The organism is Streptomyces sp. NPDC058469, from assembly GCF_042721125.1.
In the GTDB taxonomy this organism is placed as follows: domain Bacteria; phylum Actinomycetota; class Actinomycetes; order Streptomycetales; family Streptomycetaceae; genus Streptomyces.
This window is the reverse complement of sequence record NZ_JBHXME010000192.1, coordinates 1-18,652: the sequence shown is the minus strand read 5'-3', so window position 1 is coordinate 18,652 and position 18,652 is coordinate 1. Positions and strand designations below refer to the sequence as shown.

The window sequence follows — 18,652 nt, the reverse complement described above, 5'->3', positions numbered from 1 at the left end:
CCCCCTGAGGGAAGGGCCTGAGGACACACCCAATGCGCGGGTGGCGGAATAGGCAGACGCGCTGGATTCAGGTTCCAGTGCCCGAAAGGGCGTGGCAAACAGAGCGGGCTGACGCCTTCCGGTCAGTCCCCTGACAACAACCTGACGTGGCCCAGATCACACATCGACACTGTTGCCATGAACCGGACAGAGATGTCAGCGAGGGTCAACTCAGGTGAATCTGGCGGGAGTTGACCGGCCGAGAAGGTCCAGCATTCACTCGCGAACACAACAAGAAAAGGGCGGCGCCGCGTCACCGCGACACCGCCCCGCACCCCGCTTCACAGGGTGCACATATTCGCTCCGCGAGTCCATTGCAACTCACCGGGCGGGCACTCACGCGCTCACGCCTCGCCGGCCGACCGTCCGAGCCAGTAGCCGAAGCCCCGGCGGGTATGGATGAGCGCCGCGCCCTCCTGGTCCACCTTGCGCCGGAGGCGGGAGACGAGCTGCTCCATCGCGTTGTCGCCGCGGAAGTCACCCCAGACGTACCGGCTGATCTGCTCCTTGGACAGCACCTTGTGCGCGTTGACGAGGAGATGGCGCAGCAGGCGGTACTCCGCGGGCGTGAGGTCGAGGGTGCGCCGTCCGCGCCGCGCCTGACAGGTGGTGTCGTCCAGGACGAGGTCGGCGTAGTGCAGCGCGCCGTCCCGGCCGCCACCCCGGCCGCGCAGTAACACCTGGATACGGGCGAGCACTTCGGCGATACGGAAGGGCTTGGTGACGTAGTCCCGCTCCCCCGCGCCGAGTTCGGGCAGCAGCTTGCCGAGGGCGTCCCAGCCGGTGAGCAGGAGGACGGGCGGGCGGTGCGTGACGAGTCGGCGGCCCTGCGCGAGGGCATCCATCTCCGGCAACTCCGCGTCGATCACGACCAGTTCGAACCGCTGCTCCGCGAGCCGGGACACCACCTCGGTGCCGTTGCCGGCCGTCCTGATGCGGTAGCCCGCCAACTCCAGTGTCGTGGAGAGGAGTTCGACGTTGTCCGGCTCATCCACGGCGACGAGCAGATGCTGCCCGCCACCGCGGGCGAGTGATCGTGTCTCACTGATGCTGCCGTACGTGGACATGAGCGTCACCCTACCGTCCTGCTTGCCTGACTCAAGCAATATACATTCGATTGCTTGACTCAAGTAAGTCAGATACGCTTGCCTAACTCAAGGAAGCCCGCCGTAGGGGTGGGCCGCCAGGAGTCAGGAGCACAGCTGAGCCCTCGCTCACCAGAGCCGGGGCCGCCTTGAGCGGATGGCGGCCCCGCGCCGAACCCGTGGGGACGGGGGTCGGCGCCGTCCCGGACCCGGTCGCCGGCCACTCCCCCGGATCGGCGCCGGGTCCGCGGACGAACCCCCAACCGTGCCGACGCCGGTCAGGGCACCCGACCCCCTCCGGATCGACAGGACTTGGATCTTGATTGACGTGTTGCCTCAACGATTCCGTCGCCCGTCAGACGACACGAGGGAGCGACCCCCCGAACCGGCGGTGGACCGGGCCACCCTCGTGCCCGGCGGTCCGCTCCCGCTCGGCAGGCCCGCGGCGTCTAACCTGATCTTCATGCGCGCCACCGTGCGACAGGCCGCCCGGGCGACAGTCCAGCTGGTCGTCTCCGCCGCGATGACCTTCGGGTCGTACATCTTCGTCACCGTGCTCCTGGTCACCGCGATCGCCACGGCCGCGGTGGTCGGCGCCTTCATGCTGCCGGAAACGGTGCTGCTGATACGGCGGATCGCCGGGGCCAAGCGGCAGCAGGCGGGCGCGTGGACGGGCCGGAAGATCCCCGAGGCGTACCAGCCGCTCACCGGCACCGTGCGCGAGCGGGTGCGCACGGCGGTCCGCGACCCGGGCACGCTGACCGACTTCCGCTGGATGGTCGCCTATTACGCCTACGGCACGCTGCCCGTGCTGATGCTGCCGCTGTGGCCGCTGGGTCTGGTCGTCGACGGGGTGTGGTGCGGGCTGCTGCGCCGCCGGGCCGTCGTCCTGCCGCTCATCAGCCGGCTCGCGGACCTCGACGCGCACTGGTCCACCGTCCTGCTGAAGCCCTCACCGAAGGCACAACTGACCGTACGGGTCGAGGAGTTGGTGCAGACCCGGGCGGGCGCGATCGCCGCGCACGGCGCCGAACTGCGCCGGATCGAACGCGACCTGCACGACGGCACCCAGGCCCGGCTGGTCTCACTGTCGATGCGCATCGGGCTCGCGAAACGGGCCTACGACCAGGACCCGGCGGCGGCGCGCAGGATGCTCGACGACGCGCAGACGCTGGCCGAGGAGGCGCTGACGGATCTGCGGCACGTGGTGCGCGCCATCCATCCGCCGATCCTCACCGACCGCGGCCTGGTCGGCGCGGTGCGCGCGCTCGCCGCCGGCAGCGCACTCGGTGTCACCGTGACCGTGGACGGTCTGACCGACGGACACGACGGGCCGCGCGCCCCGGCGGCGGTGGAGGCGGCCGCGTATTTCGTGATCGCCGAGTCGCTGACCAACGCGGCCAAGTACAGCGGCGCCGACCGCGCCGACGTCCATCTCGCCCGCGCCCGCACCGGACTGCGCGTCCGGGTGCGCGACGAGGGCCGGGGCGGGGCCGACGAGGCGGGCGGATCGGGGCTGCTCGGTATGCGGCGCCGGGTCGCCGCGCTCGACGGCAGTGTGACTGTGACCAGCCCCGTGGGGGGACCTACCGTGATCGAAGTGGAGCTGCCGTGCGTCTGGTGAGCGTAGTGGAGGCGGAACTGTCGTGAGAGTGCTGCTCGCCGAGGACAACGCCCTGCTCAGGGAGGGCCTGGTCCTGCTGCTGACGTCCGCCGGACACGAGGTGGTGGCCGTCGCCGGCAGCGGGCCCGAGGTGCTGCCCGCGCTGCTCGAACACCGGCCGGACGTGGCCGTTCTCGATGTGCGGATGCCACCGGGTTTCCGCGACGAGGGCCTGCGGGCCGCGCTCGAAGCACGGGAGCGCATCCCGGGGCTGCCGGTGCTGGTGCTGTCCCAGTACGTCGAGGAGTCGTACGCCGCCGAGCTGTTGGGCGTCGGGGCGAGCGGGGTCGGCTATCTGCTCAAGGACCGGATCGGCCGCGTGGACGAGTTCCTCGACGCGCTGGACCGGGTGGCGGCCGGCGGTACGGCGCTCGACCCCGAAGTGGTGACCGAACTGCTCGCCCGGCGCCGTAACTCACCGCTGGACTCGCTGACCCCGCGCGAGCGCGAGGTGCTGAAGCTGATGGCGGAGGGCCACGACAACACGACGATCGCCAAGACCCTGGTCGTCACGGAACGTGCGGTCAGCAAGCACATCGGCAACGTGTTCCTGAAACTGAGCCTGCCACAGAGCGACAGCGGGCACCGCCGGGTGCTGGCCGTGCTGGCGTACCTGCAGAACGTGTGACACGCGCCGCCGGTCGTTCCTGGGGATGACACGGCCGGCGGCGCGTACCACGTTCTCAGTGGCGGCGATCTGCGCACCCCCTCCCCACCCGACGGGCCGCCCCCGTTCAGGCGAACCCACCCCGAATCACGCGTGCCACCGCCCACCCCCGTCGACACCTCTGCCGTGACCCCACCACCGCCACCGCTCCCGCCACCCCTCCCCCGCGTCCCACCCATGCTCGCCACCCCCGGCCCCCTTCCGCCCACCACCCAGGACTCCCAGTGGGCCTACGAGACCAAACAGGACGGCCAGCGCGTGCTGGTGTACCTCCCCGGCGACGGCAGCGTCGTCCTGCGCGCCCGCTCCAGCGAGGACATCACCGGCGCCTACCCGGAACTACTCGCCCTGGGCGGTGAGTTGGGCACCACCCCGGCCATCCTCGATGGCGAGGTGCTGGCTCTGGACGAACAGGGCCGCGCCGACTTCCAGTTGCTGCAAGGGCGGATGGGCCTGGCCCAGTCACCGGCGCTGGCAGCACACCGAGCCACCGACACGCCGATCCATCTCGTGCTGTTCGACATCCCCCACCTCGGACAGCCGTTCCTCACCCTCCCCTACACCCACCGACGCACCGCGCTGGAGCGGCTCGGTCTCGACGGCCCGTACTGGTCAACTCCCGCCGCGCTCATCGGACATGGCGCCGATGCCCTGAGGGCCACCCGTGAGCACGGACTGGAGGGCCTGGTCTGCAAGCGGCTGGACTCGGTGTACGAACCCGGGGTGCGTTCCCGCGCCTGGATCAAGATCCGCAACCTGCGCAGCGAGGACGTACTGGTCGGCGGCTGGGTCCCCGGCAAGGGACGCCTGACAGGCCTGCCCGGTGCGGTGCTGGTCGGGCAGCGCGCGGGCGGACGGCTGCGGTACGTCGGCAATGTCGGCACCGGCTGGAGCGAGGCCGAGCGTGCCGAACTCGCCGTACTGCTGCGGGCGGCCGGGACGGACACGTGCCCCTTCGACCCCGTACCGCCGGTGACCGGCGCGCGCTGGGTGGTGCCCCGGCTGGTCGGCGAGGTCCGCTACAGCACCCGCACCCGGGCCGGGATGCTGCGCCAGCCGTCCTGGCTGCGGCTGCGCCCGGACCTCGCACCGGAGGAGTCGGCGGCGGACGTACCAGAAGACCCACCAGAGGGCATGTCGGAGGACCTGCCGGAGAGTTGAGGAAGTTGCGTAGATCAAGTATTGGGGCGCCCGTTACCGGAGTGACACCCCACCCTCTTGGCGCGTACATGAAAAGTCGGGACTATGAAAGCCCTTTCCCCCCACAGCCGTCGGGCTGCGCCCGAGAGGAGGACGCAGTGTCGTCCCAGAAGTCCCGAACCCGCCGCAGAAGGTGGCTCGCCGGCCTCGGCGGTGCCGCCGCGCTCGTCATCGCCTTCCCCACCGCCGCCTTCGCCGCCCCGCCCACCGCGCTGCCCGCGAACGCCGAAGCCGCCGAGCAGACATATCTGCCCGCCTTCGACTACGACACGGACGGCTGCTACCCGACGCCCGCGATCGGCCCGGACGGGACGATCAACGGCGGTCTGAACCCGACGGGTTCGCTCAGCGGCGAGTGCCACGACGCCTCGGACCTCGACAACACCAACAGCTACTCGCGCTACAAATGCAACAACGGCTGGTGCGCCTACATGTACGGCCTGTACTTCGAGAAGGATCAGGCCCTGGCCAACTCCAGCATCGGCGGGCACCGCAACGACTGGGAACACGTCGTGGTGTGGGTGCAGAACGGCACGATCCAGTACGTGTCGACGTCCAACCACGGTTCGTTCACCGTGCACCCGGCGTCCGACGTCCGCTTCGACGGCACCCACGCCAAGATCGTCTACCACAAGGACGGCATCGGCACGCACGACTTCCGCCTCGCGAACACGAACGACGAGCCGCCGGAGAACGACAAGCACACCTGGCAGTACCCGCCGCTCGTCGGCTGGAACGGCTACCCGGCGGGCCTGCGCGACAAGTTGAGCGCCTACGACTTCGGCAGCGCCAACTTCGGTCTCAAGGACGCGAACTTCACGGCCCACCTCACGTCGGCCGAGCCGTCCGGAATCACGTTCGACCCGGCCGCCTGACCGAACCGTCCAGGGGGCACCATCGTTCTCAGGGCTCCCGGAGTCATCTCGACCCCGGGAGCCCGAGAGGACGGAACGTGGCAGCTGAACGCGGGATCTCGCGGCGGGCTCTCCTGATCGCGCTGGGCATCGCCGGAGCGACGGCCATCCCGGCGGGTGCGCAGGGCCCGGCCCCCGGGAACGGATACGCCATGCCCACCCTCACCTTCGACGACCAGGCCGTCCACCACCGCCTCGGCACCGTCTACGCGTCCGCGCTCAGATCCGTGTCCGGCGCCAACACCATCGGTGCCGACCGCTCGGTGTACGACAAGGCGGGCCTGCTCACCTACCCGCCCGGCACCGTCGTCCGGGCCGGCGGCGGCTATCCCGCGCCGCAGCGCTGGACACGGGACGCGGCCGTCAACGCGTGGAGCGGGGTCAGCCTGCTCGCGCCGGACGTCGGCCGCAACACCCTGTGGTCCGTGGTCGACCGCGCGCGGGACGGCCTCGTGGTCCAGCAGGACAACCAGTGGTGGGACCAGATCGTGTGGGTCCTGGCCGCGCAGCACCACTACCTGGTCACCGGCGACCGGGACTTCCTCACCCGGGCCTACGACACGTCCGCGCACACCCTGGCGGCCCGCCGCGCCCAGCACTTCAACCCGTCGTTCGGCCTCTTCGAGGGCCCCGGCTTCATGAACGACGGCATCTCCGGCTACCCCAGCCCGCCCGCCTCGAAGTCCGTGCACTCGTCCTTCGTCCTCGACCACCCGCACGCCGGCAAACTGATGTGCCTGTCGACCAACTGCCTATACTACGGCGCCCATCTGGCCCTCGCGGCCATGTCCGAGGCCCTCGGCCACCCCGTACAGGCCGCCTCCTTCCGCTCCGACGCGGAGCACCTGCGCACGGCGATCGACCAGCACCTGTGGCGCGTGGACGCCGGCACCTACGGCTATCTCGTGCACGGCGAGGGCACCCGTGCCGGGCACGTCGACACCTCACAGGAGGGCGCGGGCCTCGCCCTCGCGATCCTCCTCGGCGTCGCCGACCGCCAACGCGCCGGCGAGATCCTCGACTCCACGCACTGGCAGCCGTACGGCATCGTCAACGTCTGGCCGCACTTCCCGCGCTTCGACGACCGGCACCCGGGGCGGCACAACGTGATGGTCTGGCCGATGGTCCACGGCCTGTACGGCCAGGCCGCCGCCGACGCGGGCCGCCCCGAGCCGTTCGCCCTCGCCGTCGACACGCTCGCCGGCCTGGTCACCGCGAGCGGCGGCTTCTACGAGCTGTACAACTCCGTGACCGGCTCCGTCGACGGCGGCTGGCAGGGCGGCGCCAGCGGTCACGCCGACCACTTCGTGTCCCAGCCCGACCAGACCTGGTCGGCGACGGCGTATCTCCGCCTGATCCACGACGGCCTGTTCGGCCTGACGTTCACGGACGACGCCCTACGGCTGAGCCCGTGCCTGCCGTCGAACTGGGGCCCGGTGAGCCTGCGCGGGCTGCCGTACCGGGGCATGACACTCGACGTGACGCTGGCCGGCGGCGGGAGCCGGGTCAAGTCATGCACGGTCGACGGGGCGTCGGGCGAACCGGTTGTGGCTGCCGACGGGCGGGGACATCGCGTGATCTCGATCGTGCTGGCCTGAGCGCTCCGCTGGTTGGGCGGGGATGGGCCGTGTTTCAACTGCCGCGCCGTTGTGGCTGGTCGCGCCCGCGCGGCGGAGCCGCCTACCGACACAGCCCCGTGCCCCTTCGGGGCGCTACCGAGGCGGCGCCCGGCCAGCCTCGGTCCTTGGGCGTAGGACCTGAGGCGGGCGTCTCTTCCTCCTCCGGTCCGTTCTGCGGGCGCGGTCCCGCGCCTAGCGTGCTGGTCATGGACACGAGCGGAACGCTGGAAGAAGCATTCGAACGACTGCACTCCACCGGACCCGAGCGCGAGGGCTGGCTCAGCAACCACGCCCCGATGGTCGCCGAAGCGCTCGCCGCACACGGCCAGGCGGGTGCCGTCCACCGCTGGCTCGACCTCTACCGGGACAAGCTGGAGGACTTCCCCGATCCGGTGGCTCCCGTCACGGACGCCAACTGGCCCGCCGCGCTGGGCGATTCACGCCGGGCCGCCGACTGGATCGGCTACTTCTCCCGCGCCCTCGCCGAGCGGCCCTGGCAGGACGTGCTCGCCGTGTGGTGGCCGCGGCTGCTGCCCGGGATCGCCGCGGGCGCCACCCATCCGGTCATCCGCGTCGGCCATGCCGTACGGGCCCTCGGCGTGGACGAGAACGAGCCCCGCCGTACCGAACTCGCCCACGGGCTGGGCTATTGGGCGGCGCGGCACCAACCCGTGTCGAGCATCGCGTCGTTGCCCGCCGGTCCCACCGCCGCCGGCGCCCTCGACGCCGTGCCGCCGATCGCCGGTGGGGTTGTCGGCTTCCGGGCGCGGCTGGCCGCCGTACGCCAACTGCCCCTCTGGGCGGGCGAGGTGAGCGACCCGGACGTGGCGCGGGAGCGGCTCACCGAGTTGGTGCGCGCGGCCACGCATCGCTACGCCACCCATGGTCACGGGGAGCCGACCATGCTGGTGCACGCGGCGACGGCGCCCAACGCCGTTCTGCGCGCCCTGGACGCGCTCCCCCGCGAGCTGTGGGCGCCGAGCCTGCACGCGGCGTGGACGGCGTCCGCGGCGGTCACCGCGATGTACGCCCCGGAGGAGGCGATCGACTACGTTCCGCACGAGCGGCTTACCGCCGAAGAGGTGATGGAGCGGGCCCTGGCGCACGGGGACGAGCACGTGATCAAGTTGACGGACACGGCCCTGGACGTAGGGGACGACCGGGCTCTCGCCGCCGCGCTGCGGGCCGTGGAGATCAGCGAGCCCCTTGTGGGGGGCCGGGCCTGAACGTGTTGCCAGGTACGCCCATCGGTCAACACCGATATGCCGGACGGTCTATCGTGTCCGCATGTCCGTGCCCGAACTGATCCGTATCGTCTCCCGCGACTCGCCCATGGCGCTGGCCCAAGTGGAGCGTGTGCGCGCCGAGTTGGCCGTCCTTCATCCGCAGGTGCGCACCGAGGTCGTGCCGGTCAAGACGACCGGCGACAAGTGGATGGGCGATCTGGCCCTGGTCGAGGGCAAAGGGGCGTTCACCAAGGAGGTGGACGCCGCTCTGCTCGCCGGTGTGGCGGATCTCGCGGTGCACTGTGTGAAGGACGTGCCCGCCGACCGTCCGCTGCCGGCCGGTACGACGTTCGCCGCGTTCCTGAAGCGGGACGACATCCGTGACGCCCTGGTCCACCCGGGCGGGCTGACCCTCGACGAGCTGCCGGCCGGGACGCGGATCGGCACCTCGTCGGTCCGACGGGTCGCACAACTCGCCGCCACGCACCCCGAGTTGGAGTGCGTGCCGTTCCGCGGCAACGTCAACCGGCGGCTGGAGAAGCTCGCGGCGGGCGAGGCCGACGCGCTGCTGGTCGCGATGTCCGGCCTGGACCGCATCGACCGGCGCGACGTGATCAGCGAGGTGCTGTCCCCCGACGTGATGATGCCGCCGATCGGCGCGGGCATCCTCGCCCTGCAGTGCCGCGAGGGCGACACCGACGTCATCGACACGATCAGCGCGCTCGGCCACCCGGAGACGCATCGCGAGGCGACCGCGGAGCGCATGTTCCTGCACGTCCTCCAGGGGCACTGCAACAGCCCGATCTCGGGGTACGCGCAGGTGGACCGGAGCGGCGAACTGTCGCTGCGCGCCTGCGTGTTCACCCCGGACGGCAAGACCCGGCTCAACGCCCACGAGTGGGCGGGGCGACTGGACCCCGCGACGCTGGGCACGTCGGTGGCCGTGGCGCTGCTGCGACAAGGGGCCCGGGAGATCATCGACGGCATCCCACACTGACCCGGGAGTCTCAGGGGGTGCCGGGTTCCGCCTGGTCCCGGAGGAACTTGCTCACCTGGTGCGCCAGGCCGTCCCGCCCGGCACCGGAGGCGACGGCCGCCTCGCACAGACCGATGCCGCCCGCCCACAGGCGCCGCTCGGTCCACTCCTCCTCCACCCGCAGCTGGACCTGTACGTCCACCTGCGTCAGGGAGGCCTCCGCACCGGCCGCGTACACGACGGCGGTGGCGCGGCGCAGCGGATGGACGTCGAAGCCCTCGATGAACTGCGAGCTGCGCCAGTCGATGAAGGCGCTCTCGCCGTCCGGGCCGACCCTGACGTCGATCTGGCCGTCCTCCAGGTGGATGCCGTAGTACCGCGCACCGCGGTTCTCGACGGTGACACGGAGCGTGAAGTACGTCAGCCCCTCGGCGGCGTCGTCGCGTCCGCGTGGCGGCTCGGCGGCGGCCAGGCTGTGGACGCGGACACGCAGACCGGCGTGTTCGTCGTACTCCTGCCAGTCCCCGACCACGTTCGGCTCGTACACAGTGCACCCTCTCGACCTCAGAGAGCTGCTTCCTATCCGTGTGCTCAGCGCACTGTCAAATGAGCAGAATGCGCTGTGGCCAGCGTTTTCGCCCGCTTGATCACTGATCAAGCCGTGCGCAGGAAGAATCCGCTTTCCGGCCGCCGAATCCTGGTCGGGAGCGTGCCGCACATCACGTCCCGGCCAAGATCAGCGGGCGAGGCGTCCGAGCAGGGAGGAGGCTGCCGCGATGCCCAGTGCGGCGGCCACCAGCAGGACGGCGAAGTCGGTGCCCACATGGGAGGGGGTGCCGAGCAGGAGCCCGCGCAGCGCGTCCACTTCGTAGCTCAGCGGGTTCACCTTGCTGACCGTCTGGAGCCAGCCGGGCATGATCGCCACCGGGTAGAGGGCGTTGGAGCCGAAGAACAGCGGCATGGTGATCGCCTGTCCGAAACCCATCAGCCGGTCCCTGCTGAGCACGATCCCGGCGATGGTCATCGACAGACAGGAGAAGAAGGCCGAGCCGAGGATCACGATCGCCCCGACGCCGAGCAGCTTCAGCGGGTTCCAGGTCAGCGCCACTCCGAGGATCGCGGCGATGACGACCACGACGACGGCCTGGATCAACGATTTCACCCCGGCCGCGAAGGCCTTGCCGGTGATCAGCGCCGAGCGCGGGGTGGGGGTGACGAGGAGCTTGTTGAGGATGCCCGCGTCGCGTTCCCAGATGATCTGGATGCCGTAGAAGATGGCGATGAACATCGCGGACTGGGCGATGATGCCCGGGGCCAGGTAGTCGATGTACGGGATGCCGCCGGTGGGGATCGCCTTGATGCGGGTGAAGGTCTGGCCGAAGATCAGCAGCCACAGGGCGGGTTGAACGGCGCGGGTGTACAACTCGGTGCGGTCGTGGCGGAGTTTCTGGAGTTCGACCGCGCACATCGCGATGACGCGGGCCGGAATCAGCCGCCAGCCGGACCGGGGTTGGGGCGGGGTCAGGAGAAGGTTCAGGTCGTTCTCGGCGGCGGGGTCAGCCGACGCGGTTCGCGGTGCGGCGGGTGCTTCGGACATCGCGGAAACCTCCTGACTGGTCTTCGAGACCGCTGCCGGCCATGTCCCGGAAGACGTCCTCAAGGGTGGGCAGCGGATCGGTGGCGGGTGCTCCGTCGGCGCGTCGGCGTTCGCCTAGGCCCTCGCGGAGCTGGACCGGGGTGCCCAGGGCGCGGATGCGGCCGCGGTGCATGAGGCCGACGCGGTCGCAGTACTGGTCGGCCTCGTCCATGTAGTGGGTGGTGACCAGGACGGTCATGCCGGTCGCCTCGCGCACGGCGTTGATGTGCTCCCACACGCTGGTGCGGGCGATCGGGTCGAGGCCGATCGTGGGCTCGTCGAGGATGAGCAGGCGGGGTGCGCTGACCAGGGCCTGCGCGAGTTCGAGCCGGCGGACCATGCCGCCGGAGTAGGTGTTGGCGAGCCGGTCGGCGGCGTCGGTGAGGTCGACCGCCCGCAGCGCCTGGGCGACGCGCGCGGCGCGTTCCCTGCGCGGGACGTCGAAGACGCGGGCGAAGAGAGCGACGTTCTCGCGGCCGGTGAGCCCGCTGTCGGCGGACAGCTGCTGCGGGACGTAGCCGAGCATGCGGCGCACCGACATCTGTTCCTTGGCCGTGTCGTGGCCGAAGACGTGGACCATGCCCGCCGGGACCGGCAGGAGGGTGGTGATACAGCGGATCGCCGTGGTTTTCCCGGCGCCGTTGGGGCCGAGCAGTCCGAAGACCTCGCCCTCCCCCACGGACAGGTCGAGCCCGTCCACCGCGGTCGTCTCGCCGAAGGAATAGGCGAGCCGGGTGCAGCTGACAGCCGCGGACCGCCCGGTGGCGGTGGTAGTGCCGGTATCGGTGTCGGTGTCCGGCGTCATGACTCCTCGGCCTCCTCGTGCAGATTGACGGCCAGTTGGTGCAGGGCCGGGATCGCCGCGCGCAGCGCGTCCCGGTCCGCCTCGTCGAGACGGTCCACCTGTCCGCGGACGAGGGCCGCGCGCCGTGCGTGCCAGTCGCCGAGGCGGGTCTTGGCCGTCTCGGTGAGCTGGAGGCGGGCGGCGCGCCGGTCGGCGGGGTCCGTCTCGCGGATCAGGAAGCCGTCCCGGGCCAGCTGGTTGACGAGCGTCGACACCGAGTTGCTCGCGAGGAACAGCTCCTTGGCCGCGTCCGAGATGCCGATTCCGGGCCGGACCTCGACCAGGCGCAGCAGCTCCACCTCGGCGCCGCGCAGCCTTGGCATGGCCATCTCGCTGCGCAGTCGCCTGCGGATCAGCCGCTGGACACCGACGAGCGCGTCGGCCAGCTCCTCCGGGAATTTCTCCGTCTCCACACTCGGAGATTACCTCTTTAGCAGAGGTAACTAACCCAAAAGGATGGTCAAGACACCCGCTCGGGAGGCACCGGGACCACTTCCGGTTGGACACTGAGGGGGGAGACCGGTGGCCGCCGGTCCACGAGATCGGAACGCGACTGCCATGAACCACGACAGGAAACCGTCCCCCGGTGAGCCGGAAGCCGTCTCCACCCGTTCGGTGTTCGGCGCCCCCTGCTGGGTGAGTCTCACGAGCCGCGATGTGGAGACCACCGAGGCGTTCTACGAGGCAGTGTTCGGCTGGAAGTGGCGCTCGGCCAGCCTCGGCGACCGCTTCCGGATCGCCACGGCGAACGACACTCCGGTGGCCGGCCTCGCCGCGGTCGCCTCCATGTGGCAGGTCGCGGTGACCTGGACGCCGTATTTCGCCGTGCCCGACGCGGATGTGGCCGCGGCCCGGGTCCGGGAGCGCGGCGGCACGGTCGCCGTGGGACCGCTCTCCTTCCCGCCCGGCCGCGCGGCCCTGCTCGGCGACCGTGACGGCGCGACCTTCGGCGTCTGGGAGGGCGACCTCATCCGCGGCTGGGAGACCTGGCGCCGCTCGGCCCCCGCCTTCGTCCGGCTGCGCACCCGCGACGCCTTCGACGCGGCGATCTTCTACGGCGAGGTCCTCGACTGGGCGTCGGCGGACCCGGCGAGCTGCGAGGTCCAGTACGAGGGCGGCGAGGTCGTCCTGCGCAGCGGCGGGAACGTCGTGGCCCGCATCGAGTCGGGCGCCCTGGAGGCGGCACCCGACCCGACCGTCCGGCCCAACTGGCAGGTCCACTTCGCGGTCTCGGACATCAGATCCTGCGCGCGGGTCACGGAGGCGCACGGCGGGAGCGTCCTGCGGGAGAACAGCACCGAGGCCGTCCTGCGCGACCCCGACGGCGCCCGCTTCACGGTCACCTCGCGCGACGCACCCTGACCCGTCCTATCGTGCGGGCCGCGACAACAGCACGAGACTGCGCGCCTCTACGGCCATCTCGGTGCCGGCCTTGTGTTCCGTCTCGTCCGGGGCTCCCTGCGGCTCGGCGGTGTCGATCAGGGTCGTCCAGCGCTCGCCGTAGGTGGCGGCGGGCAGCCGGAAATCGACGGGCTCCCAGTAGCTGTTCAGCAGGAGCAGGAAGGAGTCGTCGACGACGGGCCCGCCGTGCGGATCGCGTTCGGCGATGGCGTCGCCGTTGAGGAACACGCCCACGCAGTGCGCGTCGGAGCGCTGCCAGTCCAGGTCGGCCATCTCGCGCGCGTCGGGCAGCAGCCACACCAGGTCGGGCAGCGGCTGTCCGGCGTGCACGGCTGTCTCGCCCCGGAAGAACCGGCGCCGGCGCAGCACGGGGTGCGCGGCGCGCAGCCCGATGACGTACCGCGTGAAGTCGGCGAGTTCGCGCTGCTCGCCGGTCAACTCCCAGTCGATCCAGGAGACTTCGTTGTCCTGGCAGTAGGCGTTGTTGTTGCCGCCCTGGGTGCGGCCCAGTTCGTCGCCGTGGCTGAGCATCGGGATGCCCTGCGAAAGGAGCAGCGTGGCAAGGAAGTTGCGCTGCTGACGCCCGCGCAACTCCAGCACGCCGGGATCGTCCGTCTCCCCCTCGGCCCCGCAGTTCCAGGACCGGTTGGTGCTCTCACCGTCCCGGTTCCCTTCCCCGTTGGCCTCGTTGCGCTTGTCGTTGTACGAGACCAGGTCGCGCAGGGTGAACCCGTCGTGCGCGGTGACGAAGTTGACGCTGGCACGCGGTCGGCGCCGGCTGTGCTGGTACAGGTCGGAGGACCCGGTGAGCCGGGACGCGAACTCGCCGAGCGTGTGCTCGCCGCCCCGCCAGAAGTCCCGTACGGCGTCCCGGTACCTGCCGTTCCACTCCGACCACAGCGGCGGGAAGTTGCCCACCTGGTAGCCGCCCTCGCCCACGTCCCACGGCTCGGCGATGAGCTTGACGCGGCTGATCACCGGGTCCTGCTGGATCAGGTCGAAGAACGCCGACAGCCGGTCCACCTCGTGGAACTGCCGGGCCAGCGTGGCCGCGAGGTCGAAGCGGAAGCCGTCGACATGCATCTCGGTGACCCAGTAGCGCAGCGAGTCCATGATCAGCTGAAGGACGTAGGGGTGCCGCATCAGCAGGCTGTTCCCGGTGCCCGTCGTGTCGTAGTAGTGGCCCCAATCGCCGTCCACCAGACGGTAGTAGGAGGCGTTGTCGATGCCCCGGAAGGACAGAGTGGGGCCCTTCTCGTTGCCCTCGGCGGTGTGGTTGTAGACCACGTCGAGGATGACTTCGAGCCCGGCCGCGTGCAGCGCCTTCACCATGGACTTGAACTCGGTGACCTGCCGCCCGCGTTCGCGGTGCGCGGCGTAGGCGTTGTGCGGCGCGAAGAAGCCGATCGTGTTGTAGCCCCAGTAGTTGGACAGGCCCCGGTCCTGGAGAACCCCGTCCTGCACGAACTGGTGCACCGGCATCAACTCGACGGCGGTCACCCCGAGTTGGACGAGATGCTCGACGACCGACGGGTGCGCGAGTCCCGCGTAGGTCCCGCGAAGTTCCTCGGGAACCTCCGGGTGGGTACGGGTCAGCCCCTTCACATGGGCCTCGTAGATCACGGTGTCGGCGTACGAGCGCCGGGGCGGCCGGTCGTCGCCCCAGTCGAAGGCCGGGTCGGTGACCACGCCGAGCATGCCGTGCCCGGCGCTGTCCCCGGGGGCGGGTCCTGCCGAACGCTCGTACAGCGAGGGGTCGTTGTCGATCTGTCCGTCCACCGCCGTGGCATACGGATCGAGGAGCAGTTTCGCCGGGTTGCAGCGGTGTCCAGCGGCCGGAGCCCACGGGCCGTGCACCCGGTAGCCGTAGCGCTGGCCCGGTCCGATGCCCGGCAGGTAGCAGTGCCACACGAAGCCGTCGGCCTCGGTGAGCCGAACGTCGCGGTGGCGGCCGTCGTCGCCGACGAGGACGAGGTCCACGCGTGCGGCGACCTCGCTGAACAGGGCGAAGTTGGTGCCCGTCCCGTCGTAGGCGGCCCCCAATGGATAAGGGTGCCCGTTCCAGACGGGCACCCTTTTCCGGGACGGACGCGCGGTCACTTGGCGTCCTCCAGGACGCCGTGCGCCGGGCGGGTCGGCAGGGCGACCGGCACCTCGCGGGGAAGCTGGAGCATCTCCCGCAGGCGCGGCGCGGGCGTCCTGGGAATCCGCGGGACGCGTTCGCCGCTGCGGGCGCGCTGCGAGAACCAGATGACCTTGCTTCCGGTGTCGGTGGCGCAGCAGCCCCAGCCGTCGCTCATCGCGGCGATCCGGGCCAGGCAGGCGCGCAGGTCCTGGTCCGGGCGCAGATCGCGGTCGTTGTCGCCGATGGCGGTGATCAGGTGTTGGCCGTTCCACCACAGCTCTACCGACGTGTGCTTGTCCGTGGCGTGCTCGTCGATGGCCCGCAGCAGCAGCTCGGCGCCGCGGCAGACGGGCTCCACGAGGATCTCCAGGTCCCACAGCCGGAGGTGGGCGGCCAGAATGCGCCTGACCTGCCCGACCCGTTCCGGACTGACGTCCACATCGAGGTGGTAGTAGCACGGCACTGCGGTCTTCATCTTCGTTGGCTCCTCACCGGCGGAGCTCGCGCTTCGCCTCTGCCCCCTGCGGGGCCCGGCCCCGAACACGAAGCGTGAGCACTGATCGCTTCTGAGTCAGCTCCAGAGTGCGAGCGCTAGCCCATTCGTGCAACACGAGCGGCGGGTGAGGTAGTTGAAGAGCCAACAAGACGCTCGGTCATCACATGTGCACCATGAGTGAAAGCCTCGACTGCCGTCATGGAGCCATGCCGCTCCGTGCACGGCCGCCACCCGACGGTCGGGAACCGCGGTCCGCCGAGGCGGAAAGTGAACAGCGCCATGCTGCTACCCGCCAAAGCCGAAGTCGCCCGCCAACTGCGGCGCTATCGGGCGTGGGAACGCGTGATGCTCGCGTCGCCGGGCGACCGGACGGTACGGGCCACGTTCGAGGACTCGGGCTACACCTTGTGCGTGCTGATGGGGGAGCGCTGCGCGCGCGAGGCCGCGGAAGCCGCCGAACGCTATCTGCGCAGCAGCCAGGGCACGTACCTCCAGGAGCAGAACGGACGCCCCCGTGCGACGGCCGTCGTGCACCGCGGGCCGCCCGTGGCCGTCGACCAGCGTTCCCCGGCGGGAAGGTAGTCCCCCTTCCGGCGCAGCGTGGACCCCGGCCGGGCGAACAGCCCGGCCTTGAGCACGGCGGAGGTGAGACCCATGAACGCGACCCCGGCAGCCATCGGCCGCATTCCGGTACGTGACGTACGCCCAGCCGTGGAAAACGGCGCGCGCCCGGCGAAGGCGGTGGTCGGCGAGACCTTCGAGGTCACCGCCACCGTGTTCCGCGAGGGCCACGAGACGATCGGCGCCAACGTCGTGCTCCACGACCCGGACGGCCGCCCCGGCCCGTGGACCCCGATGCGAGAACTCACCCCCGGCAGCGACCGCTGGGGCGCCGGGATCACCCCGGACGCGACAGGCCGTTGGTCCTACGTCGTGGAGGCCTGGGGCGACCCCATCGCCACCTGGCGCCGGGCCGCCCGCATCAAGATCCCGGCCGGCATCGACATCGGCCTGATGCTGGAAGAGGGCGCGGAGCTGTACGCCCGAGCCGCCACCGGGGTGCCCGAGGGCCCGGCGCGCGCCACGATGCTGGCCGCGGCGGAGACCCTGCGCGACGACACGTTGCCGGTGGGGACGCGGTTCGTGGCCGCGTTGACGCCGAGTGTGAACAGGGTGCTGGAGCGGTATCCGTTGCGGGAGTTGGTGACGGTTTCCGAGCCCCGGCCTCTGGTGGTCGAGCGGGAACGGGCGTTGTACGGCGCCTGGTACGAGTTCTTCCCCCGTTCCGAAGGCACGGTCGAGATCCCGCACGGCACGTTCCGTACGGCAGCGCGGCGCCTAGACGGGATCGCCGCGATGGGCTTCGACGTGGTGTATCTGCCGCCGATCCATCCGATCGGGACGACCTTCCGCAAGGGCCCGAACAACACCCTGTCCGCAGGGCGCGAGGACGTCGGCGTCCCCTGGGCGATCGGTTCCCCGGAGGGCGGCCACGACGCGATCCACCCGCAGCTGGGCACGCTGGAGGACTTCGACGCGTTCGTCACGCGAGCCGCCGAGCTGGGGATGGAGATCGCGCTGGACTTCGCGCTCCAGTGCTCGCCGGACCATCCGTGGGTGGACAAGCACCCGGAGTGGTTCCACCACCGCCCCGACGGGACGATCGCGTACGCGGAGAACCCGCCGAAGAAGTACCAGGACATCTACCCGATCGCCTTCGACCGGGACCTGGACGGCCTGATCGCCGAGACCGTCCGCGTGCTGCGGCACTGGATGGACCACGGGGTGCGGATCTTCCGCGTGGACAACCCGCACACCAAGCCGGTGGTGTTCTGGGAGCGGGTGATCGCGGACATCAACGGCACCGACCCGGACGTGATCTTCCTGGCGGAGGCGTTCACCCGTCCCGCGATGATGCACACGCTCGCGCAGATCGGTTTCCAGCAGTCGTACACCTACTTCACCTGGCGCAACACGAAGCAGGAACTCACCGAATATCTCAGCGAGTTGTCGGGGGAAGCGGCCGCCTACATGCGGCCGAACCTGTTCGTGAACACCCCGGACATCCTGCACGAGTTCCTCCAGGACGGCGGCCGGCCCGCCTTCGAACTGCGAGCGATACTGGCCGCCACGCTGTCCCCGACATGGGGTGTCTACAGTGGCTACGAACTCTGCGAGAACACCCCTCTCCGGCCGGGCAGCGAGGAGTATCTCGACTCGGAGAAGTACCAACTCCGCCCGCGCGACTGGGAGTCCGCAGAGCGGGAAGGACGTAGCATCGCGCCATTGCTGGCCGAGCTCAACGACATCCGGCGCCGTCACCCTTCGCTGCACCAGCTCAGAAATCTCCGCTTCCACCGGACGGACAACGACGCCCTGATCGCGTACAGCAAGACCACGGGTGTGGACACGGTTCTGGTGGTCGTCAACCTGGATCCGCACCATACCCAGGAGGCCACGGTCTCGTTGGACATGCCGCAACTCGGCCTGGAATCAAACGAATCCATGTCGGTGTACGACGAACTGACGGGTGAGTCCTATCAGTGGGGCAGGACCAACTATGTGCGTCTCGAACCGGGCCGGGCTCCCGCGCACGTGCTCCACGTCCGGCGGTCCACTCAGAGCGGAGGGTCAAGAGCTTCATGACAGTCAACGAACCGGTCCACGACACCTTCGAGGACACTCCCGCCAAGGACCGGGACCCCGAGTGGTTCAAACGCGCCGTCTTCTACGAGGTCCTGGTCCGCTCCTTCCAGGACAG

Annotated in this window: 17 protein-coding genes; 10 read left to right on the top strand and 7 right to left on the bottom strand. The window is 70.3% G+C overall.

The window, feature by feature from the left end; all coding sequences use genetic code 11:
- Positions 1-383 precede the first annotated feature (383 nt).
- Positions 384-1,106 carry a response regulator transcription factor gene (locus ACFWP5_RS45755; RefSeq protein WP_384171062.1) on the bottom strand — a complete coding sequence of 241 codons (723 nt, stop codon included), beginning with the start codon at positions 1,104-1,106 and terminating at the stop codon, positions 384-386.
- A 481-nt stretch (positions 1,107-1,587) separates the two neighbouring features.
- On the opposite strand from ACFWP5_RS45755, the gene ACFWP5_RS45750 reads away from it, so the two are divergent.
- From ACFWP5_RS45750 to hemC, 7 genes are all read left to right on the top strand, one after another.
- Positions 1,588-2,748: a histidine kinase gene (locus tag ACFWP5_RS45750; RefSeq protein ID WP_384171060.1), complete on the top strand. Its 1,161-nt coding sequence runs from the start codon at positions 1,588-1,590 to the stop codon at positions 2,746-2,748.
- 22 nt (positions 2,749-2,770) lie between these two features.
- Positions 2,771-3,415 (top strand): response regulator, encoded by a 645-nt coding sequence (locus ACFWP5_RS45745; RefSeq protein WP_384171057.1) that lies wholly within the window; start codon positions 2,771-2,773, stop codon positions 3,413-3,415.
- A gap of 216 nt (positions 3,416-3,631) precedes the next feature.
- On the top strand, positions 3,632-4,615 hold the full coding sequence (locus ACFWP5_RS45740) for an ATP-dependent DNA ligase (protein ID WP_384171054.1): 984 nt from the start codon (positions 3,632-3,634) through the stop codon (positions 4,613-4,615).
- Between the two features lie 137 nt (positions 4,616-4,752).
- Positions 4,753-5,529 (top strand): NPP1 family protein, encoded by a 777-nt coding sequence (locus ACFWP5_RS45735; protein WP_384171051.1) that lies wholly within the window; start codon positions 4,753-4,755, stop codon positions 5,527-5,529.
- Positions 5,530-5,606: 77 nt separating this feature from the next.
- Positions 5,607-7,166, top strand: coding sequence for a glycosyl hydrolase family 65 protein (locus ACFWP5_RS45730; RefSeq protein ID WP_384171048.1), 1,560 nt, complete (start codon positions 5,607-5,609; stop codon positions 7,164-7,166).
- A 227-nt stretch (positions 7,167-7,393) separates the two neighbouring features.
- Positions 7,394-8,413: a questin oxidase family protein gene (locus tag ACFWP5_RS45725; protein ID WP_384171045.1), complete on the top strand. Its 1,020-nt coding sequence runs from the start codon at positions 7,394-7,396 to the stop codon at positions 8,411-8,413.
- A gap of 61 nt (positions 8,414-8,474) precedes the next feature.
- The gene (hemC, locus tag ACFWP5_RS45720) at positions 8,475-9,410 is read left to right on the top strand and encodes a hydroxymethylbilane synthase (RefSeq protein WP_384171042.1); all 936 of its coding nucleotides are present in this window, start codon (positions 8,475-8,477) and stop codon (positions 9,408-9,410) included.
- A 10-nt stretch (positions 9,411-9,420) separates the two neighbouring features.
- On the opposite strand, the gene ACFWP5_RS45715 is transcribed toward hemC, so the two are convergent.
- From ACFWP5_RS45715 to ACFWP5_RS45700, 4 genes are all read right to left on the bottom strand, one after another.
- The gene (locus ACFWP5_RS45715; RefSeq protein ID WP_384171039.1) at positions 9,421-9,936 is read right to left on the bottom strand and encodes a hypothetical protein; all 516 of its coding nucleotides are present in this window, start codon (positions 9,934-9,936) and stop codon (positions 9,421-9,423) included.
- A gap of 189 nt (positions 9,937-10,125) precedes the next feature.
- Positions 10,126-10,986, bottom strand: coding sequence for an ABC transporter permease (locus ACFWP5_RS45710; protein WP_384171036.1), 861 nt, complete (start codon positions 10,984-10,986; stop codon positions 10,126-10,128).
- A complete protein-coding gene (locus ACFWP5_RS45705; RefSeq protein ID WP_384171034.1) occupies positions 10,946-11,830 on the bottom strand; it encodes an ATP-binding cassette domain-containing protein in 885 nt (294 codons plus the stop codon). Before ACFWP5_RS45705 ends, ACFWP5_RS45710 begins: the two co-directional genes overlap by 41 nt.
- On the bottom strand, positions 11,827-12,282 hold the full coding sequence (locus ACFWP5_RS45700; protein ID WP_384171032.1) for a MarR family winged helix-turn-helix transcriptional regulator: 456 nt from the start codon (positions 12,280-12,282) through the stop codon (positions 11,827-11,829). Before ACFWP5_RS45700 ends, ACFWP5_RS45705 begins: the two co-directional genes overlap by 4 nt.
- Before the next feature lie 145 nt (positions 12,283-12,427).
- On the opposite strand from ACFWP5_RS45700, the gene ACFWP5_RS45695 reads away from it, so the two are divergent.
- A complete protein-coding gene (locus tag ACFWP5_RS45695; RefSeq protein WP_384171030.1) occupies positions 12,428-13,231 on the top strand; it encodes a VOC family protein in 804 nt (267 codons plus the stop codon).
- A gap of 6 nt (positions 13,232-13,237) precedes the next feature.
- Here ACFWP5_RS45695 and glgX read toward each other — a convergent pair whose 3' ends face one another.
- Entirely contained in the window at positions 13,238-15,370 is a 2,133-nt protein-coding gene (gene glgX, locus ACFWP5_RS45690) for a glycogen debranching protein GlgX (RefSeq protein ID WP_384171028.1), read from the bottom strand.
- On the bottom strand, positions 15,367-15,870 hold the full coding sequence (locus ACFWP5_RS45685) for a pep a2 (RefSeq protein ID WP_384171025.1): 504 nt from the start codon (positions 15,868-15,870) through the stop codon (positions 15,367-15,369). Before ACFWP5_RS45685 ends, glgX begins: the two co-directional genes overlap by 4 nt.
- A 300-nt stretch (positions 15,871-16,170) precedes the next feature.
- Here ACFWP5_RS45685 and ACFWP5_RS45680 point away from each other — a divergent pair, with 300 nt between their 5' ends.
- Positions 16,171-16,473, top strand: coding sequence for a DUF5133 domain-containing protein (locus ACFWP5_RS45680; RefSeq protein WP_384171024.1), 303 nt, complete (start codon positions 16,171-16,173; stop codon positions 16,471-16,473).
- A gap of 72 nt (positions 16,474-16,545) precedes the next feature.
- Positions 16,546-18,537, top strand: a complete 1,992-nt coding sequence (locus tag ACFWP5_RS45675) for an alpha-1,4-glucan--maltose-1-phosphate maltosyltransferase (RefSeq protein WP_384171022.1) — start codon at positions 16,546-16,548, stop codon at positions 18,535-18,537.
- Positions 18,538-18,652: the final 115 nt, after the last annotated feature.

Bases quoted from the DNA above. Each gene is read 5' to 3' on its own strand.
- ACFWP5_RS45755 (WP_384171062.1), bottom strand. From the start codon at position 1,106: ATGTCCACGTACGGCAGCATCAGTGAGACACGATCACTCGCCCGCGGT.
- ACFWP5_RS45750 (WP_384171060.1), top strand. From the start codon at position 1,588: ATGCGCGCCACCGTGCGACAGGCCGCCCGGGCGACAGTCCAGCTGGTC.
- ACFWP5_RS45740 (WP_384171054.1), top strand. From the start codon at position 3,632: ATGCTCGCCACCCCCGGCCCCCTTCCGCCCACCACCCAGGACTCCCAG.
- ACFWP5_RS45725 (WP_384171045.1), top strand. From the start codon at position 7,394: ATGGACACGAGCGGAACGCTGGAAGAAGCATTCGAACGACTGCACTCC.
- hemC (WP_384171042.1), top strand. From the start codon at position 8,475: ATGTCCGTGCCCGAACTGATCCGTATCGTCTCCCGCGACTCGCCCATG.
- ACFWP5_RS45710 (WP_384171036.1), bottom strand. From the start codon at position 10,986: ATGTCCGAAGCACCCGCCGCACCGCGAACCGCGTCGGCTGACCCCGCC.
- ACFWP5_RS45705 (WP_384171034.1), bottom strand. From the start codon at position 11,830: ATGACGCCGGACACCGACACCGATACCGGCACTACCACCGCCACCGGG.
- ACFWP5_RS45695 (WP_384171030.1), top strand. From the start codon at position 12,428: ATGAACCACGACAGGAAACCGTCCCCCGGTGAGCCGGAAGCCGTCTCC.
- ACFWP5_RS45685 (WP_384171025.1), bottom strand. From the start codon at position 15,870: ATGAAGACCGCAGTGCCGTGCTACTACCACCTCGATGTGGACGTCAGT.
- ACFWP5_RS45680 (WP_384171024.1), top strand. From the start codon at position 16,171: ATGCTGCTACCCGCCAAAGCCGAAGTCGCCCGCCAACTGCGGCGCTAT.
- ACFWP5_RS45675 (WP_384171022.1), top strand. From the start codon at position 16,546: ATGAACGCGACCCCGGCAGCCATCGGCCGCATTCCGGTACGTGACGTA.